Here is a 13,545-nt window from a genome sequence, read left to right as displayed (position 1 = left end):
CCGCCTCGCGTGGGGGCCGCCCCCTGCCCCCCCCCTCCGCCCGCCGTCGTTTCTCGCGCGGGCGCGGGGGGGGGGGGGGGGGCCCGCCCCCCCCCCCCCCCCCACCGGAAGGGGTGAATGCACGTAACTTTCCCCCGCAGGTAGCGTTCCGTCGCGCTACGGGACCTTTCGTCACGGTGCGTTATGCTGCGGCCATCTCCCGCCGGGCCGTGCGCCGCGCCGCGGCAAGGTCCGGATCGAGTGCCGGCACCGCGGCCAGCAGCTTCTTCGTGTACGGATCCCGGGGATGCGCGTACACCTCGGCCACGCTGCCCTGCTCGACGATCCGGCCCTCGCGCATGACCGCGACCCGGTCGCTGACCTGCCGTACGACGGCGAGGTCGTGCGCGATGAACACGAGCGCGATCCCCAGTTCATGCTGTAGCTCGGCGAGCAGCTCCACCACCTGCGCCTGGGTCGTGACGTCCAGCGCGGAGACCGGCTCGTCGCAGACGATCAGCTTCGGTTCGGCGACGAGTGCCCGCGCGATCCCGACCCGCTGGCGCTGCCCACCGCTGAACTCGTGCGGGTAGCTGTCATAGCGGTCCGGATCGAGCCCGACCCGCTCCAGCAGCTCCTGCACCCGCCCTCTGATCCGCCGCTCGTCGCGCAGTCCGCCCGCATACAACGGATCGGCGACGGACTCTCCGATGGACCGCCGCGGATTGAGGGAGGCGACCGGGTCCTGGAAGACCATCTGCAGCTCTCGCCGCACGGGCCTCAGCTCCCTGTCCGTCAGGGTGCCGATGTCCGTTCCCTGGTAGCGCAGCCGGCCACCCGTGGGGTCGAGCAGCCGTACGAGCAGCCGGCCGAGCGTGGTCTTGCCGCTGCCGCTCTCGCCGACGATGCCCAGGGTCTCACCGGCCCGGACGTCGAACGACACCCCGTCGACGGCGACGACGCGCCCCTCGCCGCGACCGAACTCCCGCCGCAGTTCAACGGCTTCGACGAGCGGCGCAGCGGTGGGAGCGGCCGGATCCGCCGGAGCTCCGGGCGTCGCCACCCGCGGCCCGTCCAGCCTCGGCACCGCCGCGAGCAGCCTCTGCGTGTACGCCTCCTGCGGCGCCCCGAGCACCTTGGCCGCCGGGCCGTGTTCCACGGCCCGGCCCGCCCGCATCACCAGGATCTCGTCGACGCTCTCCGCCGCGACGCCCACGTCGTGGGTGACCAGCAGCAGGCCCATGCCCGTCTCGGCGCGCAGTCCGTGCAACAGGTCCAGGATCTGGGCCTGGACGGTCACGTCCAGCGCCGTCGTCGGTTCGTCGGCGATCAGGAGCTTCGGTTCGCAGGCGAGCGCCATCGCGATCAGTGCCCGCTGCCGCATGCCGCCGCTGAACTCGTGCGGGCGCGAGCGGGCGCGGCGGGCGGCGTTCGGGATGCCGGCCCGGTGCAGGACCTCGACCGCCCGGGCCCTGGCGGCCCTGCGTGAGACGTTCGCGTGGACGCGGTGGACCTCGGCGATCTGGTCGCCGATCGCGTGGTACGGGTCCAGGGACGAGAGCGGGTCCTGGAACACCATCGCCGCCACCCCGCCGCGCAGCGCGCGCAGCTCCCGCTCGTTCGCGGCCCCCACGTGCGTGCCGCCGACCCGTACCGTGCCGCCGAGCCGGGCTCCGGTGCCGCGGTGCAGGCCCAGCAACGCACCGGCGACCGTGCTCTTGCCGCTGCCGGACTCGCCGACCAGACCGAGCGCCCGGCCGGGCTCCAGGGTGAACGAGAGTCCGTCCACCGCGCGTACCCCGGCGGGCCTGCCCGGAGTGAAGTCGACGGTGAGGTCCTCGACCTCGACGAGGAACCTCATGCGAGGACCACCCTCCGGTCGGCGACGGCGTACAGCAGGTCGGCGATGACGTTCGCGAGGACGACGGCGGTACCGATGACGAGCACCACGCCCACCACGACCGGCAGATCGATCACCCGGACGCCGTCGATGAGTGTCTTGCCGAGTCCGGGGATGCCGAAGAGGGATTCGGTGAGCACCGCGCCGCCCATCATCGAGCCGAGGTCGAGCGCGCTGAGCGCGATGACCGGCACCGCCGCGCCGCGCAGCGCGTGCCGCCCGACGACCGCCCGCTCCGACACCCCGTACGCGCGAAACGTGCGGATGTGGTCGTCGGCCAGCGTCTCCAGCATCGAACTGCGGCTCAGTCGAGCATATTTGGCGCTCTCGAACAGGCCGAGGGTGATCCAGGGCAGCAGCATGTTCCAGGCCCACTGCTCGGGGTCCTCGGTCAGCGGCACATAGTTCGGGAAGGGCAGCCACTGCAGATACGCGCAGACCACCATCAGCAGAATCAGCCCGAGGATGAACACGGGTGTGCCGGTTCCGGCGAGGGTGAGCACGGTGAGGAGGCGCTCGGTGACGCCGCCGCGGCGCACCGCCGACACCAGTCCGGTGCCCACGCCGATGACCAGCCAGAGCACCATCGCGCCGAACGCGAGGGAGGCGGTGGCCGGCAGCCGTTCAAGAATCAGGTCCGTGACCTGCTGGTCGGACTGGTACGAGAAGCCGAGGCAGGGTGCGTCGCAGTGCAGGGCGGCGACGCCGGTCGAGTAGTCGCGGCCGTCGACAAGGCCCCGCAGGAAGCGCGCGTACTGCACGAGCACCGAGTCCCCGAGGCCGAGCTGGTCGCGCACCTGGGCGATCTGCTGCGGCGTGCAGCGGTCGCCGCAGGCGAGCCGTGCCGGGTCACCGGGCGCGACGTAGAACAGCGCGTACACCAGGGCGGACAGGGCGAGAAGCACGAGCACCGCGCCGCCGAGGCGCTTGAGCAGATAGCGCGTCACGATGCCTCCCCCTGCCGAGTCTTCCGCGTACTCCGGGTGCCGATCCGCAGCCGGCTCGCCTCACGCGGGTCGAGCGCGGTGCGCACCGCGTCGCCGAGCACCGTGAACGCCAGCACGGTCACGAACAACAGGCCCGCGGGCAGCAGCACATACATCGGGTCGGCCAGGAACCAGGTCTGCGCCCCGGACAGCATCTGCCCCCACGACGGTGTCGGCGGTTTCACCCCGACCCCGAGGAAGGACAGCGAAGCCTCGACGACGATGTTGCCCGGCAGTTGGATCGCCGCGTACGTGACGACCGGCGCGGCGATCGACGGCAGGAGTTCGCGCCGTGCGACGCGCCACCGGCCCGAGCCCCCGAGCCGGGCCGCGGCCACGAAGTCGAGCTGTTTCAGGCTGAGTGTCTGCGCCCGTACGATCCGGGCGGTGCCGCCCCAGTTGAGCACGCCGATCAGGGCGATCAGCAGCAGCGGCCGCGGGAAGCCGGCGGGCACCACGGCCGTCAGTGCGATGGCCAGCACCAGCATCGGCAGGGCGACCATCACGTCGGTGACCTGGCCGAGGAGGGTGTCGACGAAACGGTTGCCGAGTCCGGCCGCCAGTCCTACGGCCACCCCGACCGTCACCTGCACCAGGGTCGCTCCGACGGCGACGAGCAGGGAGATCCGTGCCCCGTACAGCAGCCGTACGAAAAGATCCCGTCCGGTGCCGGGCTCGATGCCGAGCCAGTGCTCCCCGCTGACACCACCGAACGAACCGTGCGGCACTCCGCCGCGCGCCGAATCGAGGAGGCCGTCGTGGTACGTGTTCGCGTCCTGGCCCTCGATCACGGCGAGCAGCGGCGCGGCGAGCGCCAGGGCCACCAGCAGGGCGAGCACCAGGGCCGCTGCGAGGGCCGACGGCCGGTGCCGCAGCCGCCGCCACACCGTGGAGGGTGCCGCCCCGGACTCCGTCCGAGGGCGGGCGGTGCCCGGGGAAGGGGCCGAAGCCCCCGCCCCCGGCACCGTCAGGTCGTGCGAGGTGCTCACTTGACCGCGACCTGCGAGATGTCGAGAACGCCGGTCCAGTCGCTGATCACGATGTTCCTGACGTCCTTTCCGTACAGCCGCTTGTAGACGGGGTGGAAGAGCGGGACGTCGAGCGCCTGCTCACCGATCTTCTTGTCGAGTGCGCCCCAGCGCCTGGCGGCGGCGTCCAGGTCGGTCAGCTTGTTGATCTCGTCGATCTCCTTGTTGACCGCCGGGTCGTCGAGCTGTGCGTGGTTGTAGTTGGAGCCGTCCTTGACGATCTGGCGGCCGTCGAAGATGGGCGCGAGGAAGGGGCCGCCGGAGGGCCAGTCGGCGCCCCAGCGGGAGAGGAAGAAGCCGGGTGCGTCCTTGGCGCTCCAGCGCTTCTCGTTGAAGGCGTTGTTCTCGAGACCGTCCAGCTTCACCGTGATGCCGGCCTTCTTCAGGGCCTCCTGCACGGCGGTGGCGACCTCGGGGCCCGTCTCGCGGTTCTGGTCGGTCGAGTGGGTGAGTGTGATGGTCAGGTTCTCGTGCCCGGCCTTCTTGAGCAGCGCCTTCGCCTTCGCCGGGTCGCCGGACGCGCCCGCCGGGAAGTGGTCGTAGGCGGTGTGGCCGAAGGCCTTCTGCTCGGGGAGGAAGGTGGTGGCGGGCTCGGCGAGCGCGGATCCGCCGGCCGCGTTGACGACGCTGGTGCGGTTGATGGCGTACGAGATCGCCCGGCGCACCTCGGGGTTGTCGAACGGCTTCACCTTGGGGTTGAAGGCGAGGTAGTTGGTGTAGCCGAAGTGGCCGGTGCCGACGCGCGCGGCGAGCTCCTTGTCACCGCCGATCCGGGCGAGTTCGGCGGGTCCGAGGTTGGTGTCGGTGGTGACGGCAGCCGCGTCCGCACCGGATCCGCTGGACAGCCGCTGGTTGATGACGGCCGAGTCGAGCCCGGACCTCACATCGATGCGGTCCGGGTACGCCCTGCGCTCCTCGTCGGTCTTCTCGGACCAGTGCGGGTTGCGCTCCAGGACGAGGTGCTCGCCGTCGCCCTCGTTCCTGACGACCTTGTACGGGCCGGAGGAGATCGGGTGCTCCTCGTACTTCGTTCCGGTGTCCTGCGCCTTCGGTACCGGCGCGAACTGCGTCTGGGTGGCGACGAAGGGGAACTCGCCCTCGGGCTTCCTCAGCTCGAAGACGATGGTCCTGTGGTCGGGCGTCCGGATGGAGTCCAGGCCGCCCTTGTCCTTGTACGGTCCTCTGTAGGTGTCGCCGCCGACCAGCCAGTCACGCAAGTAGGGTGCCCCGCCGGAGAGTTCGGCGGCGAAGGAGCGCTCGATGCCGTACTTGACGTCGGCGCTGGTGACCGCCGTTCCGTCCTCGTACTTCAGCCCCTCCTTGAGGGTGTACGTCCACTCGGTGGCGTCCTTGTTGGGACGGCCGGTGTCGGTGGCGAGGTCGGGCACCACCTCGGTACCGGCAGCGCCGTCCTCGCGGTTGCGGGTGGTCAGCGTACGGAAGACGAGCGAGGGGACGTTCCCGCCGCCGGAGGTGTAGAGCCGGGCGGGGTCGAAGTCGGTCTGGGGCTCGGAGTTGAGGACGGTGAGCGTGCCGCCCTTGTGCGGCTTGCCTCCCTGGGCTGTGCCCTTGGCGTCGCTGTCCTTCGGCCCCGCGCAGGCGGCGGCGCCCGAGGCCACGACAAGGCTGACGGCGGCCGCTGCCACGCGGCGTGATACGAGGGACAGTTGACGCATCGGAAGAGACCTCTCGGTGTTCGGGTGCAGCGGAAAGGGAGAATCGTCCGCGCAGGCGGCAGCGAGAGAACGCGCTCAGGGCATGGTCAAGAGAAATGCCGCGCCTGCGGACGAAAAACGCCCAGGCGCGGCAGAGAAATGACGGCAGTGGAAAGGCGAAACGAATGCCGGCGCGCGCTGGGGCAGGCGTCAGCGACAGTCGATGTCGGCCACGCTGTGCCCGGTCACGCCGATGAGCGCCAGCTCGATGGCGGCGCGTACGGAGGCGGAGGGGCGGTGTGACATGCCGAGAAATATGAACGACCGTGCGCGCGATGTCAACGCGCAACGGCCCGGACGCGAGACAGCTGTCTCGCGATGCGGACTCAATCCCCGGGATACGCCCAGGGGTTGGGACGGCACTCGACCCCGTCGATGTCCAGCGACTTGGTCTGCTGCTGCATCACGGGCGCGAGCGCTCCCGGCGTACTGCAGTTCACATGCCCGTGTCCGAGGCGGTGTCCGACCTCGTGGTTGATGAGCATCTGGCGGTAGGTGAACATCGCGTCGGGCCCATAGCTGTCGGCACCCTGCGCCCACCGGAATGCGTTGATCATCACGCGCTCGGTCGACGCCGAGTCGCACGAGACATTGTCGACCGTCGTGTCGAGCCCGGATTTCTCGCACCATTCCGCGGTCGTACCCGGACTGGCCAGGGTGATGACGAATTCCGCCTCACCGGACGAAACGCGCTCGAAGGTCATGGCCCCGCCGTGCGCCCAGCTGCGGTCGTCGTTCAACGTGCGCTGGACCGCCTCCGCGAAGAGCCCGCCCTCCAGGCCGAGACCCTTCTCGACATCCACCCGGTAGCGGATCTTGCGGCCCTCGCCGGGCGCCTTGTCGAAGCCGGGGACCGTCTGGAATTCGCCCGATGCCTGCAACTCCGGGTCGATCGGGAACTGCTTGGCCATCAGCTGAGCGAAGGTGGCGGGCGCCACGGGCGCCGGCGCGGGCAGCGCCGGAGTGCCCCTGCCGTCCGAGCGGTCAGGGCGCTCCTGCGCCCCCCGCTCCTGTCCGGTGGCCCGCCCGCCCGACGTGTCCGGCTTGTCGGTGGTGACCTGGCCGGCCACCACGACCGCGAGGCACGTGGTCACGGCGGCGGCCGCGATCCCGGTGAAGGTGCGCCCCCTGCTCCCCCTGGCCGGCCGCTCCTCCCCGGGCTCGGCGGCGTCAAGACCGCCGACCGCGCCGGTGTCGTCGTCGGACGCGATCTCGGCGGGCCGGCGGCGCCCCGTACCCCAGTCGGTGACGGAGGCGTATGGGTCGGGCTGGGGAGCGTGCTGCGGCGTGGGCCGGTCGAAGGCTTCGACGAACTCCGGGCGGGGTCCCGTTATCCGCGGCCCGCCGACCATCGCGCGCTGCGGCGCCTGAGGGTGAGCCTGGGGCCGGGTCTGTCCGCGCCGGGCACCGGGCGACCCCTGCCAGTCGCCCCATCCCCCGCCCACCTCATGCTGCTCGGGGTGCCCGCCCCTGGTCTGCGCGCTGCCGTATCCGGTGGAGGTGTGCTGCTGCGGCCCGGGTTCGGTGTCCCGCCTGCCCGGGCCGTCGCCGGACGAGGCCGCCGCGGCCTCGGCTGTGCCGCCTGAGTCGGCGCCCCGCGGTACCGGGCCCTTGCGGCTGTGTCGTCCCACGCCCCGGATCAGCTCCTACCGCACTCGTCGAGCAGCTCCCGGAAGGCCTGGGCGACCGTTTCCGGGTACTCCATCATCGCAACGTGCCCGGCGTCCGGGAGCGTCAGCAGCCGGGAGTCGCGGAACGCCGCTGCCGCCTTGCGCGCCATACGGTACGAGACGAGCTGGTCCCGCCGCCCGTAAACCAGCAGTGTCGGCGCCAGAACCCGCTGCGCCTGGCGCCACAGTCCGTGCTGTCCGCCGAGCGTGTACGCATCGACGATGCCGCGGGCCGAGCGGGCCATCGCGTCCCAGAAGTACGGGAGTCTCATCCGGCGCTCCATCTCCGCGACGGCGTTGCGCATTCCCTCCTCCGTCACACGTGCGGGGTCTCCGTAGCAGAGCTCCATCACTCCTCGGGTGCGTTCCTGCGCCGACACGTTCTCGGTCATCCTGCCGAAGAGCATGGTCACACCGGGCAGGGCGAGCAGCGCGGTGGGCACCGCCGAGCGCTGCACGCGCAGTTCCGGCAGCGCCGGTGATACGAGGGTGAGGGTGCGCACCAGGTCGGGCCGGGCGGCCGCGACGCGCGTGCACACCGCTCCGCCCAGCGAGTTCGCCAGCAGATGCACGGGGCCGCGGCCACGGGCGTCCAGGAAGCGCGTCACCGCGCGGGCATGGCCGCCCACCGAGTAGTTGCCGTCGTCCGGCGGCGGCGAGTCCCCGAAGCCGGGCAGGTCGATCGCCTGGCCGTCCACGACGTCCTCGAGGAGCGACATCATCGCCGACCAGTTCTGCGAGGAGCCGCCCAGACCGTGCACGTACAGCGCGGGCGGCAGTCCGGCGTGCGCCGGGGGTCTGGAGCGGACGGTCAGCGTGAGGCCGGGCAGGGCCACGGAGCGCAGTTCCTCGCCGTCGGCGACATGCACGGTCGCGACCTTGGGAGCCATCGCGGCGTCGATGGCGCGGACACCCGGGAGCTCGGTCGAAGACATGCGGCAATGTTACGAGACGATCACGTGCCGGTTCGTGTGTTCGGCATCACATGCCGCTGTTCGGCGTCACACCCTGCCGAGACACCGCATAGCGCCATGAATCAGTACCTCCTAGGCTCATAGGGGAAGGCACTCTCCATGGAAAGCGGTGCCGCATGTCAGTCGATCCCACCGATCCGGAAACCTTCGCAGAAGAAGAAGACGACGAGGTAGCCGCGCTCGACGAGGAGGTACCCGAGGCCGATGCCGCCGAGCAGCACACCGACATACGGCCGGAACGCGATGAGCCGGTGGACCCCGACGACCTGGAAGCCGCGAACGAGGCGGACGCAGCCGAGCAGGCTCGCGTGGTCGCGCTCGACGAGGACGATTACCGGTGACCAACCGCCCCTTGCCCTCGAAATGTTCCCGAAATGCCCCCGAACGTGAATCTACCGGGACCGTCCGGTCCGTGAAATTCTGCGTCCGCACCACGCACAGCCGGGTTACCCAAAAGTACGATGGCGGGCGCGGCGCACAGCGCGCACGGAACGACTGTGCTCGTTCAAGACATTGGGAGGCGGCGTGACAGCCATCGAGCAGACAGAGGCGGCCCGCCCGCGGGGCACACGCCTGCCACGCCGAGCCCGCAGGAACCAGCTTCTGGGTGCCGCCCAGGAAGTGTTCGTGGCTCAGGGCTATCACTCGGCCGCGATGGACGACATCGCAGAGCGGGCCGGCGTCAGCAAGCCCGTGCTCTACCAGCACTTCCCCGGAAAGCTGGAGCTGTATCTGGCACTGCTGGACCAGCACTGCGAGGCGCTGCTGCACGCGGTGCGCACCGCGCTCGCGTCGACGACCGACAACAAGCTGCGGGTCGCGGCGACCATGGACGCCTACTTCGCGTACGTCGAGGACGAGGGCGGCGCGTTCAGACTGGTCTTCGAGTCGGACCTGACCAACGAGCCCGCGGTCCGCGAGCGCGTCGACCGCGTCTCGCTCCAGTGCGCCGAGGCGATCTCCGACGTGATCGCCGAGGACACCGGCCTGTCCAAGGCCGAGTCCATGCTGCTGGCCGTCGGTCTCGGCGGGGTCTCGCAGGTCGTGGCCAGGTACTGGCTCTCCAGCGACTCCGGCATTCCGCGCGAAACCGCGGTACAGCTCCTCACCTCGCTGGCCTGGCGCGGTATCGCGGGCTTCCCGCTGCACGGCACCGAGCAGCACTGAGCGAGGGTCCGTGGCGGCGCTCGCTCGCGGGGGCTGTTCGCTCCTGGCGTTTTCCCAGGGCGCCAGACGCGTCCCGACTCCGGGCTAATGTGTGCTGCGTACGGCGCGGGTACCGCGCAACGCACCGACCGTTCGGAGGGACATAGCCGTGGAGGTCAAGATCGGCGTGCAGCACGCGCCCCGGGAGATCGTTCTGGAGAGCGGGCAGTCCGCCGAGGAGGTCGAGCGCGCGGTGGGTGACGCGCTGGCCGGCAAGGCGCAGCTGCTGAGCCTCTCGGACGACAAGGGCCGCAAGGTGCTTGTACCGGCAGACCGGATCGCGTACGTCGAGATCGGTGAGCCGGCGACGCGGCGCGTGGGGTTCGGCGCCCTGTAGCGGCGCGGAGCAGCAGGACACGGGAGGGCCCGGCGGAGATCCGCCGGGCCCTCCCGTGTTGATCCGGCCGTATTGGTCCGGGCCCTCCCGCGCCGATCGGGGAGGGTTGCATTCCGCGGCCTCCGGGTAGTTACGGCTACGACCCGTTCTGCCAGCGCCGGCGTCCATGAGGTGATCATCAGTGATCTGGGCATCGCTCGGTTCCGTCCTGATCGGACTGGCCCTGTCCTGGGCCGCGGCCCGTCACCTTTCCGACCGTCTGCCGTCCCGCCGCGCGGTCTTCGCCACGGGCACACTGGGCACCCTCTTCGGCGCCTATGTGACCCATGTGGCGATCGGCCCGGGACATGTTGCGGCGACCTTGGCGGGGGCGGCCGCGATCGGAGCCGTACTGCTCTCCCTGCTGATCCGCCCGTCCACACGCCGGCTGCACCGCGCGTTCCCTTTCTGAGTCCGGACGAGGACCGACCGCCCACCGAGCGGCCGGAGCGGAAACCTGACCGCCCGGGACCCGGCCGATCGGATCCCGATCGCTCAGGGCCTGATCATGCCGGGCCTGCTCAATCCGGGCCCGATCCCCGGGAGCCTGATCAGCCGGGGCAGCCCGGTCACTCGGGACCCGACAGGCCCGAGGAGCCCGACGGGTCCGAGCCTCCCGGCCGCTTAGCGATGTCCTAGGCCGCGAGGCCGAGGGCCGCCATGCGCTTGGTGTGCGCCTCGGTGATCCGGGAGAACATCCGCCCCACCTCCGCGAGGTCGAAGCCGTCCGCGACACCGCCCACCAGCATCGTGGAGAGCGCGTCACGCTCCGCGACCACGCGCTGCGCCTGGGAGAGCGCCTCCCCCATCAGCCGTCGCGCCCACAGCGCCAGCCGGCCACCGACCCGCGGGTCGGCCTCGATCGCCGCGCGCACCTTCTCAACGGCGAAGTTGCCGTGGCCTGTGTCGTCGAGCACGGCGAGCACCAGGGCGCGGGTGTCCGAGTCCAGCCGGGCGGCAACCTCGCGGTAGAAGTCACTGGCGATCGAGTCGCCGACATACGCCTTGACCAGACCCTCCAGCCAGTCCGACGGCGCGGTCTGGCGGTGGAAGTCGTCCAGGGCCTGCGCGAACGGCTCCATGGCGGCCGTCGGCTCGGCCTCGATCTTCGTCAGCCGGTCGCGCAGTTGCTCGAAGTGGTGGAACTCCGCTGAGGCCATCTTCGCCAGCTCGGCCTTGTCCGCCAGCGTCGGGGCGAGCTTTGCGTCCTCGGCGAGCCTCTCGAAGGCCGCCAGCTCGCCGTAGGCGAGCGCACCCAGCAGATCCACGACGGCGGCGCGGTACTGGGGTTCTGCGGACGCCGTGGCCCAGTCCTGGGCGGCGATCCCGGTGTGTTCAGTGGCGTTGTCAGGCGTCTCCATGAAGCGCACAATAGCCCGCTCACCGCCACGCGGAAGGGCCTGGTCAGCCACGCCCGTGGCGCGGTTCCTACGAATTCGCCCAACACACATGCGCGAATCCGGGGTACAGTGGTAATGCGCCCACTGATCGTTGACGAATGTTGACGAGTCCAGTGGGCCATCCGAATGAGGATGCCCGGTCGGTGGCCCGATCGGCTCCGACCCGACAGCCCTCCACGCGGATCGTGCGCGCATATGTGCACGCCCGCTAGATGAGGGGCCCCCTCAGCGGCACGAGCGCTCGAGCGTCGGCAGTGGTCCCGCCCCGTCCGGCCGATCCACGGCCGGCCCTTTACCCAGGTGCGGTTAAGACCCCCAGCGTTCGCCTCGAGTCGCGTCTCACAGAAGAGGCAACACCCTGACTACTCAGCCCATGACTTTCCGGGATCTCGGGATCCTTCCCGAGACCGCCGAGGCCCTCGAGGCAGTCGGCATCGTTTGCCCGTTCCCTATTCAGGAGATGACGCTCCCCGTCGCGCTCTCCGGCTCCGACGTCATCGGCCAGGCCAAGACCGGCACCGGCAAGACGCTCGGTTTCGGCCTGCCGCTGCTGGAGCGTGTCACCGTCCCGGCCGACGTCGAGGCAGGCCGGGCGCAGCCCGAGCAGCTCACCGACGCCCCTCAGGCACTCGTGGTCGTCCCCACCCGCGAGCTGTGCACCCAGGTCACCAACGACCTGCTGACCGCCGGCAAGGTCCGCAACGTCCGCGTGCTCGCGATCTACGGCGGCCGGGCCTACGAGCCCCAGGTCGAGGCCCTCAAGAAGGGCGTCGACGTGATCGTCGGCACCCCGGGCCGTCTGCTCGACCTGGCCGGCCAGAAGAAGCTGAACCTCTCGCACGTGCGGGCGCTCGTGCTCGACGAGGCGGACGAGATGCTCGACCTGGGCTTCCTGCCCGACGTCGAGAAGATCATCCAGCTGCTGCCGCCGAAGCGTCAGACGATGCTGTTCTCGGCGACCATGCCGGGTGCGGTCATCGGTCTGGCCCGTCGCTACATGTCGCAGCCCACGCACATCCGCGCCGCCGCGCCGGACGACCAGGGCGCGACCGTCGCGAACACCACGCAGCGCGTCTACCGCGCGCACTCCATGGACAAGCCGGAGATGGTCTCCCGCATCCTGCAGGCCGACGGCCGCGGGCTGGCGATGATCTTCTGCCGTACCAAGCGGACGGCGGCGGACATCGCCGACCAGCTCGCGCAGCGCGGCTTCGCCTCCGGCGCGGTCCACGGCGACCTGGGTCAGGGCGCGCGTGAGCAGGCGCTGCGGGCGTTCCGCAACGGCAAGGTCGATGTGCTGGTGTGCACCGATGTCGCCGCGCGAGGTATCGATGTCGAGGGTGTCACCCACGTCATCAACTACCAGACGCCGGAGGACGAGAAGACCTACCTCCACCGCATCGGCCGCACCGGCCGCGCGGGCGCGTCCGGCACGGCCGTGACGCTGGTCGACTGGGACGACATCCCACGCTGGCAGCTGATCAACAAGGCGCTGGAGCTGAAGTTCCCTGACCCGCCCGAGACGTACTCCACCTCGCCGCACCTGTTCGAGGAGCTGAACATCCCGGTCGGCACCAAGGGCGTGCTGCCGCGCGCCGAGCGTACCCGCGCGGGACTGGCGGCCGAGGAGGTCGAGGACCTCGGTGAGACGGGCGGCCGCGGCCGCAAGTCGTCCGCGACGGCGGTACGCGAGGAGCGTCCGGCGCGCACCCGCACCCCGCGCCAGCGCCGCCGCACCCGCGGCGGGTCCGATCTGGTCGAGGCCGCCGAGGTGACCGAGGCAGCCGTCCCGGAGCAGGCTGAGGCCACGACGGAGCCGCGCACCCCGCGCCGCCGTCGCCGCACCCGCCTGGGCGCCCAGGCGTCGCCGGAGGCCACGTCGGTCGTGGAGAGCGTCGAGCAGCCGGCAGCCGAGGTCGCCGAGGCGGTCGAGGAACCCGCGCGCAGGCCGCGTCGCCGTACCCGGGCGTCGAAGCCCGCCGAGGCGGTCGAGACGGTCGTCGAGCCGGCACCCGAGGCCGAGGCGGAGGCGAAGCCGCGCAGGCGGACCCGTGCCGTCAAGGCCGTCGAGGTCGCCGATGCGGTCGAGACCGTGACGGAGGCGAAGGCACCGGCCAAGCGCACCCGCGCCAAGAAGACGGTCGACACGGTGGAGACGGCCGAGGCCGAGGCCGAGGCCAAGCCGCGCCGTCGGACCCGCGCCGCCGCGAAGACGGTCGCCGAGACCGCCGAGGCGACGGAGACGACCGCCTCGGAGGCGAAGCCCCGCCGCCGTACCCGCACGACCGCTGCCCAGGCCGACAGCTGACGG

At 71.1% G+C, this 13,545-nt stretch carries 13 protein-coding genes; 5 read left to right on the top strand and 8 right to left on the bottom strand.

Annotation, left to right across the window (positions count from 1 at the left end):
* Positions 1 to 181 precede the first annotated feature (181 nt).
* The 7 genes from ACFYWI_RS21430 to ACFYWI_RS21400 form a co-directional block, all read right to left on the bottom strand.
* A complete protein-coding gene (locus ACFYWI_RS21430; protein ID WP_389234702.1) occupies positions 182 to 1,840 on the bottom strand; it encodes a dipeptide ABC transporter ATP-binding protein in 1,659 nt (552 codons plus the stop codon).
* Positions 1,837 to 2,826: an ABC transporter permease gene (locus ACFYWI_RS21425; protein WP_389234699.1), complete on the bottom strand. Its 990-nt coding sequence runs from the start codon at positions 2,824 to 2,826 to the stop codon at positions 1,837 to 1,839. The genes ACFYWI_RS21430 and ACFYWI_RS21425 overlap by 4 nt, the downstream gene beginning before the upstream one ends.
* Complete coding sequence (locus ACFYWI_RS21420) at positions 2,823 to 3,854, bottom strand: ABC transporter permease (RefSeq protein ID WP_389234696.1); 1,032 nt, start codon at positions 3,852 to 3,854, stop codon at positions 2,823 to 2,825. Before ACFYWI_RS21420 ends, ACFYWI_RS21425 begins: the two co-directional genes overlap by 4 nt.
* The gene (locus ACFYWI_RS21415; RefSeq protein WP_389234693.1) at positions 3,851 to 5,569 is read right to left on the bottom strand and encodes an ABC transporter substrate-binding protein; all 1,719 of its coding nucleotides are present in this window, start codon (positions 5,567 to 5,569) and stop codon (positions 3,851 to 3,853) included. The genes ACFYWI_RS21420 and ACFYWI_RS21415 overlap by 4 nt, the downstream gene beginning before the upstream one ends.
* A gap of 189 nt (positions 5,570 to 5,758) precedes the next feature.
* The gene (locus ACFYWI_RS21410) at positions 5,759 to 5,854 is read right to left on the bottom strand and encodes an Ms4533A family Cys-rich leader peptide (RefSeq protein ID WP_389234690.1); all 96 of its coding nucleotides are present in this window, start codon (positions 5,852 to 5,854) and stop codon (positions 5,759 to 5,761) included.
* Between the two features lie 80 nt (positions 5,855 to 5,934).
* Positions 5,935 to 7,239 (bottom strand): DUF3152 domain-containing protein, encoded by a 1,305-nt coding sequence (locus tag ACFYWI_RS21405; protein ID WP_389234687.1) that lies wholly within the window; start codon positions 7,237 to 7,239, stop codon positions 5,935 to 5,937.
* Positions 7,240 to 7,247: 8 nt separating this feature from the next.
* Positions 7,248 to 8,213, bottom strand: coding sequence for an alpha/beta fold hydrolase (locus tag ACFYWI_RS21400; RefSeq protein WP_389234684.1), 966 nt, complete (start codon positions 8,211 to 8,213; stop codon positions 7,248 to 7,250).
* A 155-nt stretch (positions 8,214 to 8,368) separates the two neighbouring features.
* Here ACFYWI_RS21400 and ACFYWI_RS21395 point away from each other — a divergent pair, with 155 nt between their 5' ends.
* From ACFYWI_RS21395 to ACFYWI_RS21380, 4 genes are all read left to right on the top strand, one after another.
* Positions 8,369 to 8,593, top strand: a complete 225-nt coding sequence (locus ACFYWI_RS21395) for a hypothetical protein (protein WP_389234681.1) — start codon at positions 8,369 to 8,371, stop codon at positions 8,591 to 8,593.
* 184 nt (positions 8,594 to 8,777) lie between these two features.
* Entirely contained in the window at positions 8,778 to 9,419 is a 642-nt protein-coding gene (locus tag ACFYWI_RS21390; protein ID WP_389234678.1) for a TetR/AcrR family transcriptional regulator, read from the top strand.
* A gap of 148 nt (positions 9,420 to 9,567) precedes the next feature.
* On the top strand, positions 9,568 to 9,795 hold the full coding sequence (locus tag ACFYWI_RS21385) for a DUF3107 domain-containing protein (RefSeq protein ID WP_215095436.1): 228 nt from the start codon (positions 9,568 to 9,570) through the stop codon (positions 9,793 to 9,795).
* A gap of 181 nt (positions 9,796 to 9,976) precedes the next feature.
* Positions 9,977 to 10,246 (top strand): hypothetical protein, encoded by a 270-nt coding sequence (locus tag ACFYWI_RS21380; protein ID WP_389234673.1) that lies wholly within the window; start codon positions 9,977 to 9,979, stop codon positions 10,244 to 10,246.
* Between the two features lie 223 nt (positions 10,247 to 10,469).
* Here the strand turns inward: ACFYWI_RS21380 and ACFYWI_RS21375 are convergent, their stop codons facing one another.
* Entirely contained in the window at positions 10,470 to 11,195 is a 726-nt protein-coding gene (locus ACFYWI_RS21375) for a ferritin-like fold-containing protein (protein WP_389234670.1), read from the bottom strand.
* Between the two features lie 412 nt (positions 11,196 to 11,607).
* Between ACFYWI_RS21375 and ACFYWI_RS21370 the strand changes: the two genes are divergently transcribed.
* On the top strand, positions 11,608 to 13,542 hold the full coding sequence (locus ACFYWI_RS21370; RefSeq protein WP_389234667.1) for a DEAD/DEAH box helicase: 1,935 nt from the start codon (positions 11,608 to 11,610) through the stop codon (positions 13,540 to 13,542).
* Positions 13,543 to 13,545 lie beyond the last annotated feature (3 nt).

The organism is Streptomyces sp. NPDC002889 (assembly GCF_042888425.1).
Taxonomy (GTDB): Bacteria; Actinomycetota; Actinomycetes; order Streptomycetales; family Streptomycetaceae; genus Streptomyces.
Note: the sequence above shows the minus strand (reverse complement) of the source record. Positions and strands in the feature narration are given on the sequence as shown.

What these genes read in the sequence shown, in the direction of transcription:
- ACFYWI_RS21370 (WP_389234667.1), top strand. Translation starts at nt 11,608, where the DNA reads ATGACTTTCCGGGATCTCGGGATCCTTCCCGAGACCGCCGAGGCCCTC.
- ACFYWI_RS21415 (WP_389234693.1), bottom strand. Translation starts at nt 5,569, where the DNA reads ATGCGTCAACTGTCCCTCGTATCACGCCGCGTGGCAGCGGCCGCCGTC.
- ACFYWI_RS21410 (WP_389234690.1), bottom strand. Translation starts at nt 5,854, where the DNA reads ATGTCACACCGCCCCTCCGCCTCCGTACGCGCCGCCATCGAGCTGGCG.
- ACFYWI_RS21430 (WP_389234702.1), bottom strand. Translation starts at nt 1,840, where the DNA reads ATGAGGTTCCTCGTCGAGGTCGAGGACCTCACCGTCGACTTCACTCCG.
- ACFYWI_RS21400 (WP_389234684.1), bottom strand. Translation starts at nt 8,213, where the DNA reads ATGTCTTCGACCGAGCTCCCGGGTGTCCGCGCCATCGACGCCGCGATG.
- ACFYWI_RS21395 (WP_389234681.1), top strand. Translation starts at nt 8,369, where the DNA reads ATGTCAGTCGATCCCACCGATCCGGAAACCTTCGCAGAAGAAGAAGAC.
- ACFYWI_RS21375 (WP_389234670.1), bottom strand. Translation starts at nt 11,195, where the DNA reads ATGGAGACGCCTGACAACGCCACTGAACACACCGGGATCGCCGCCCAG.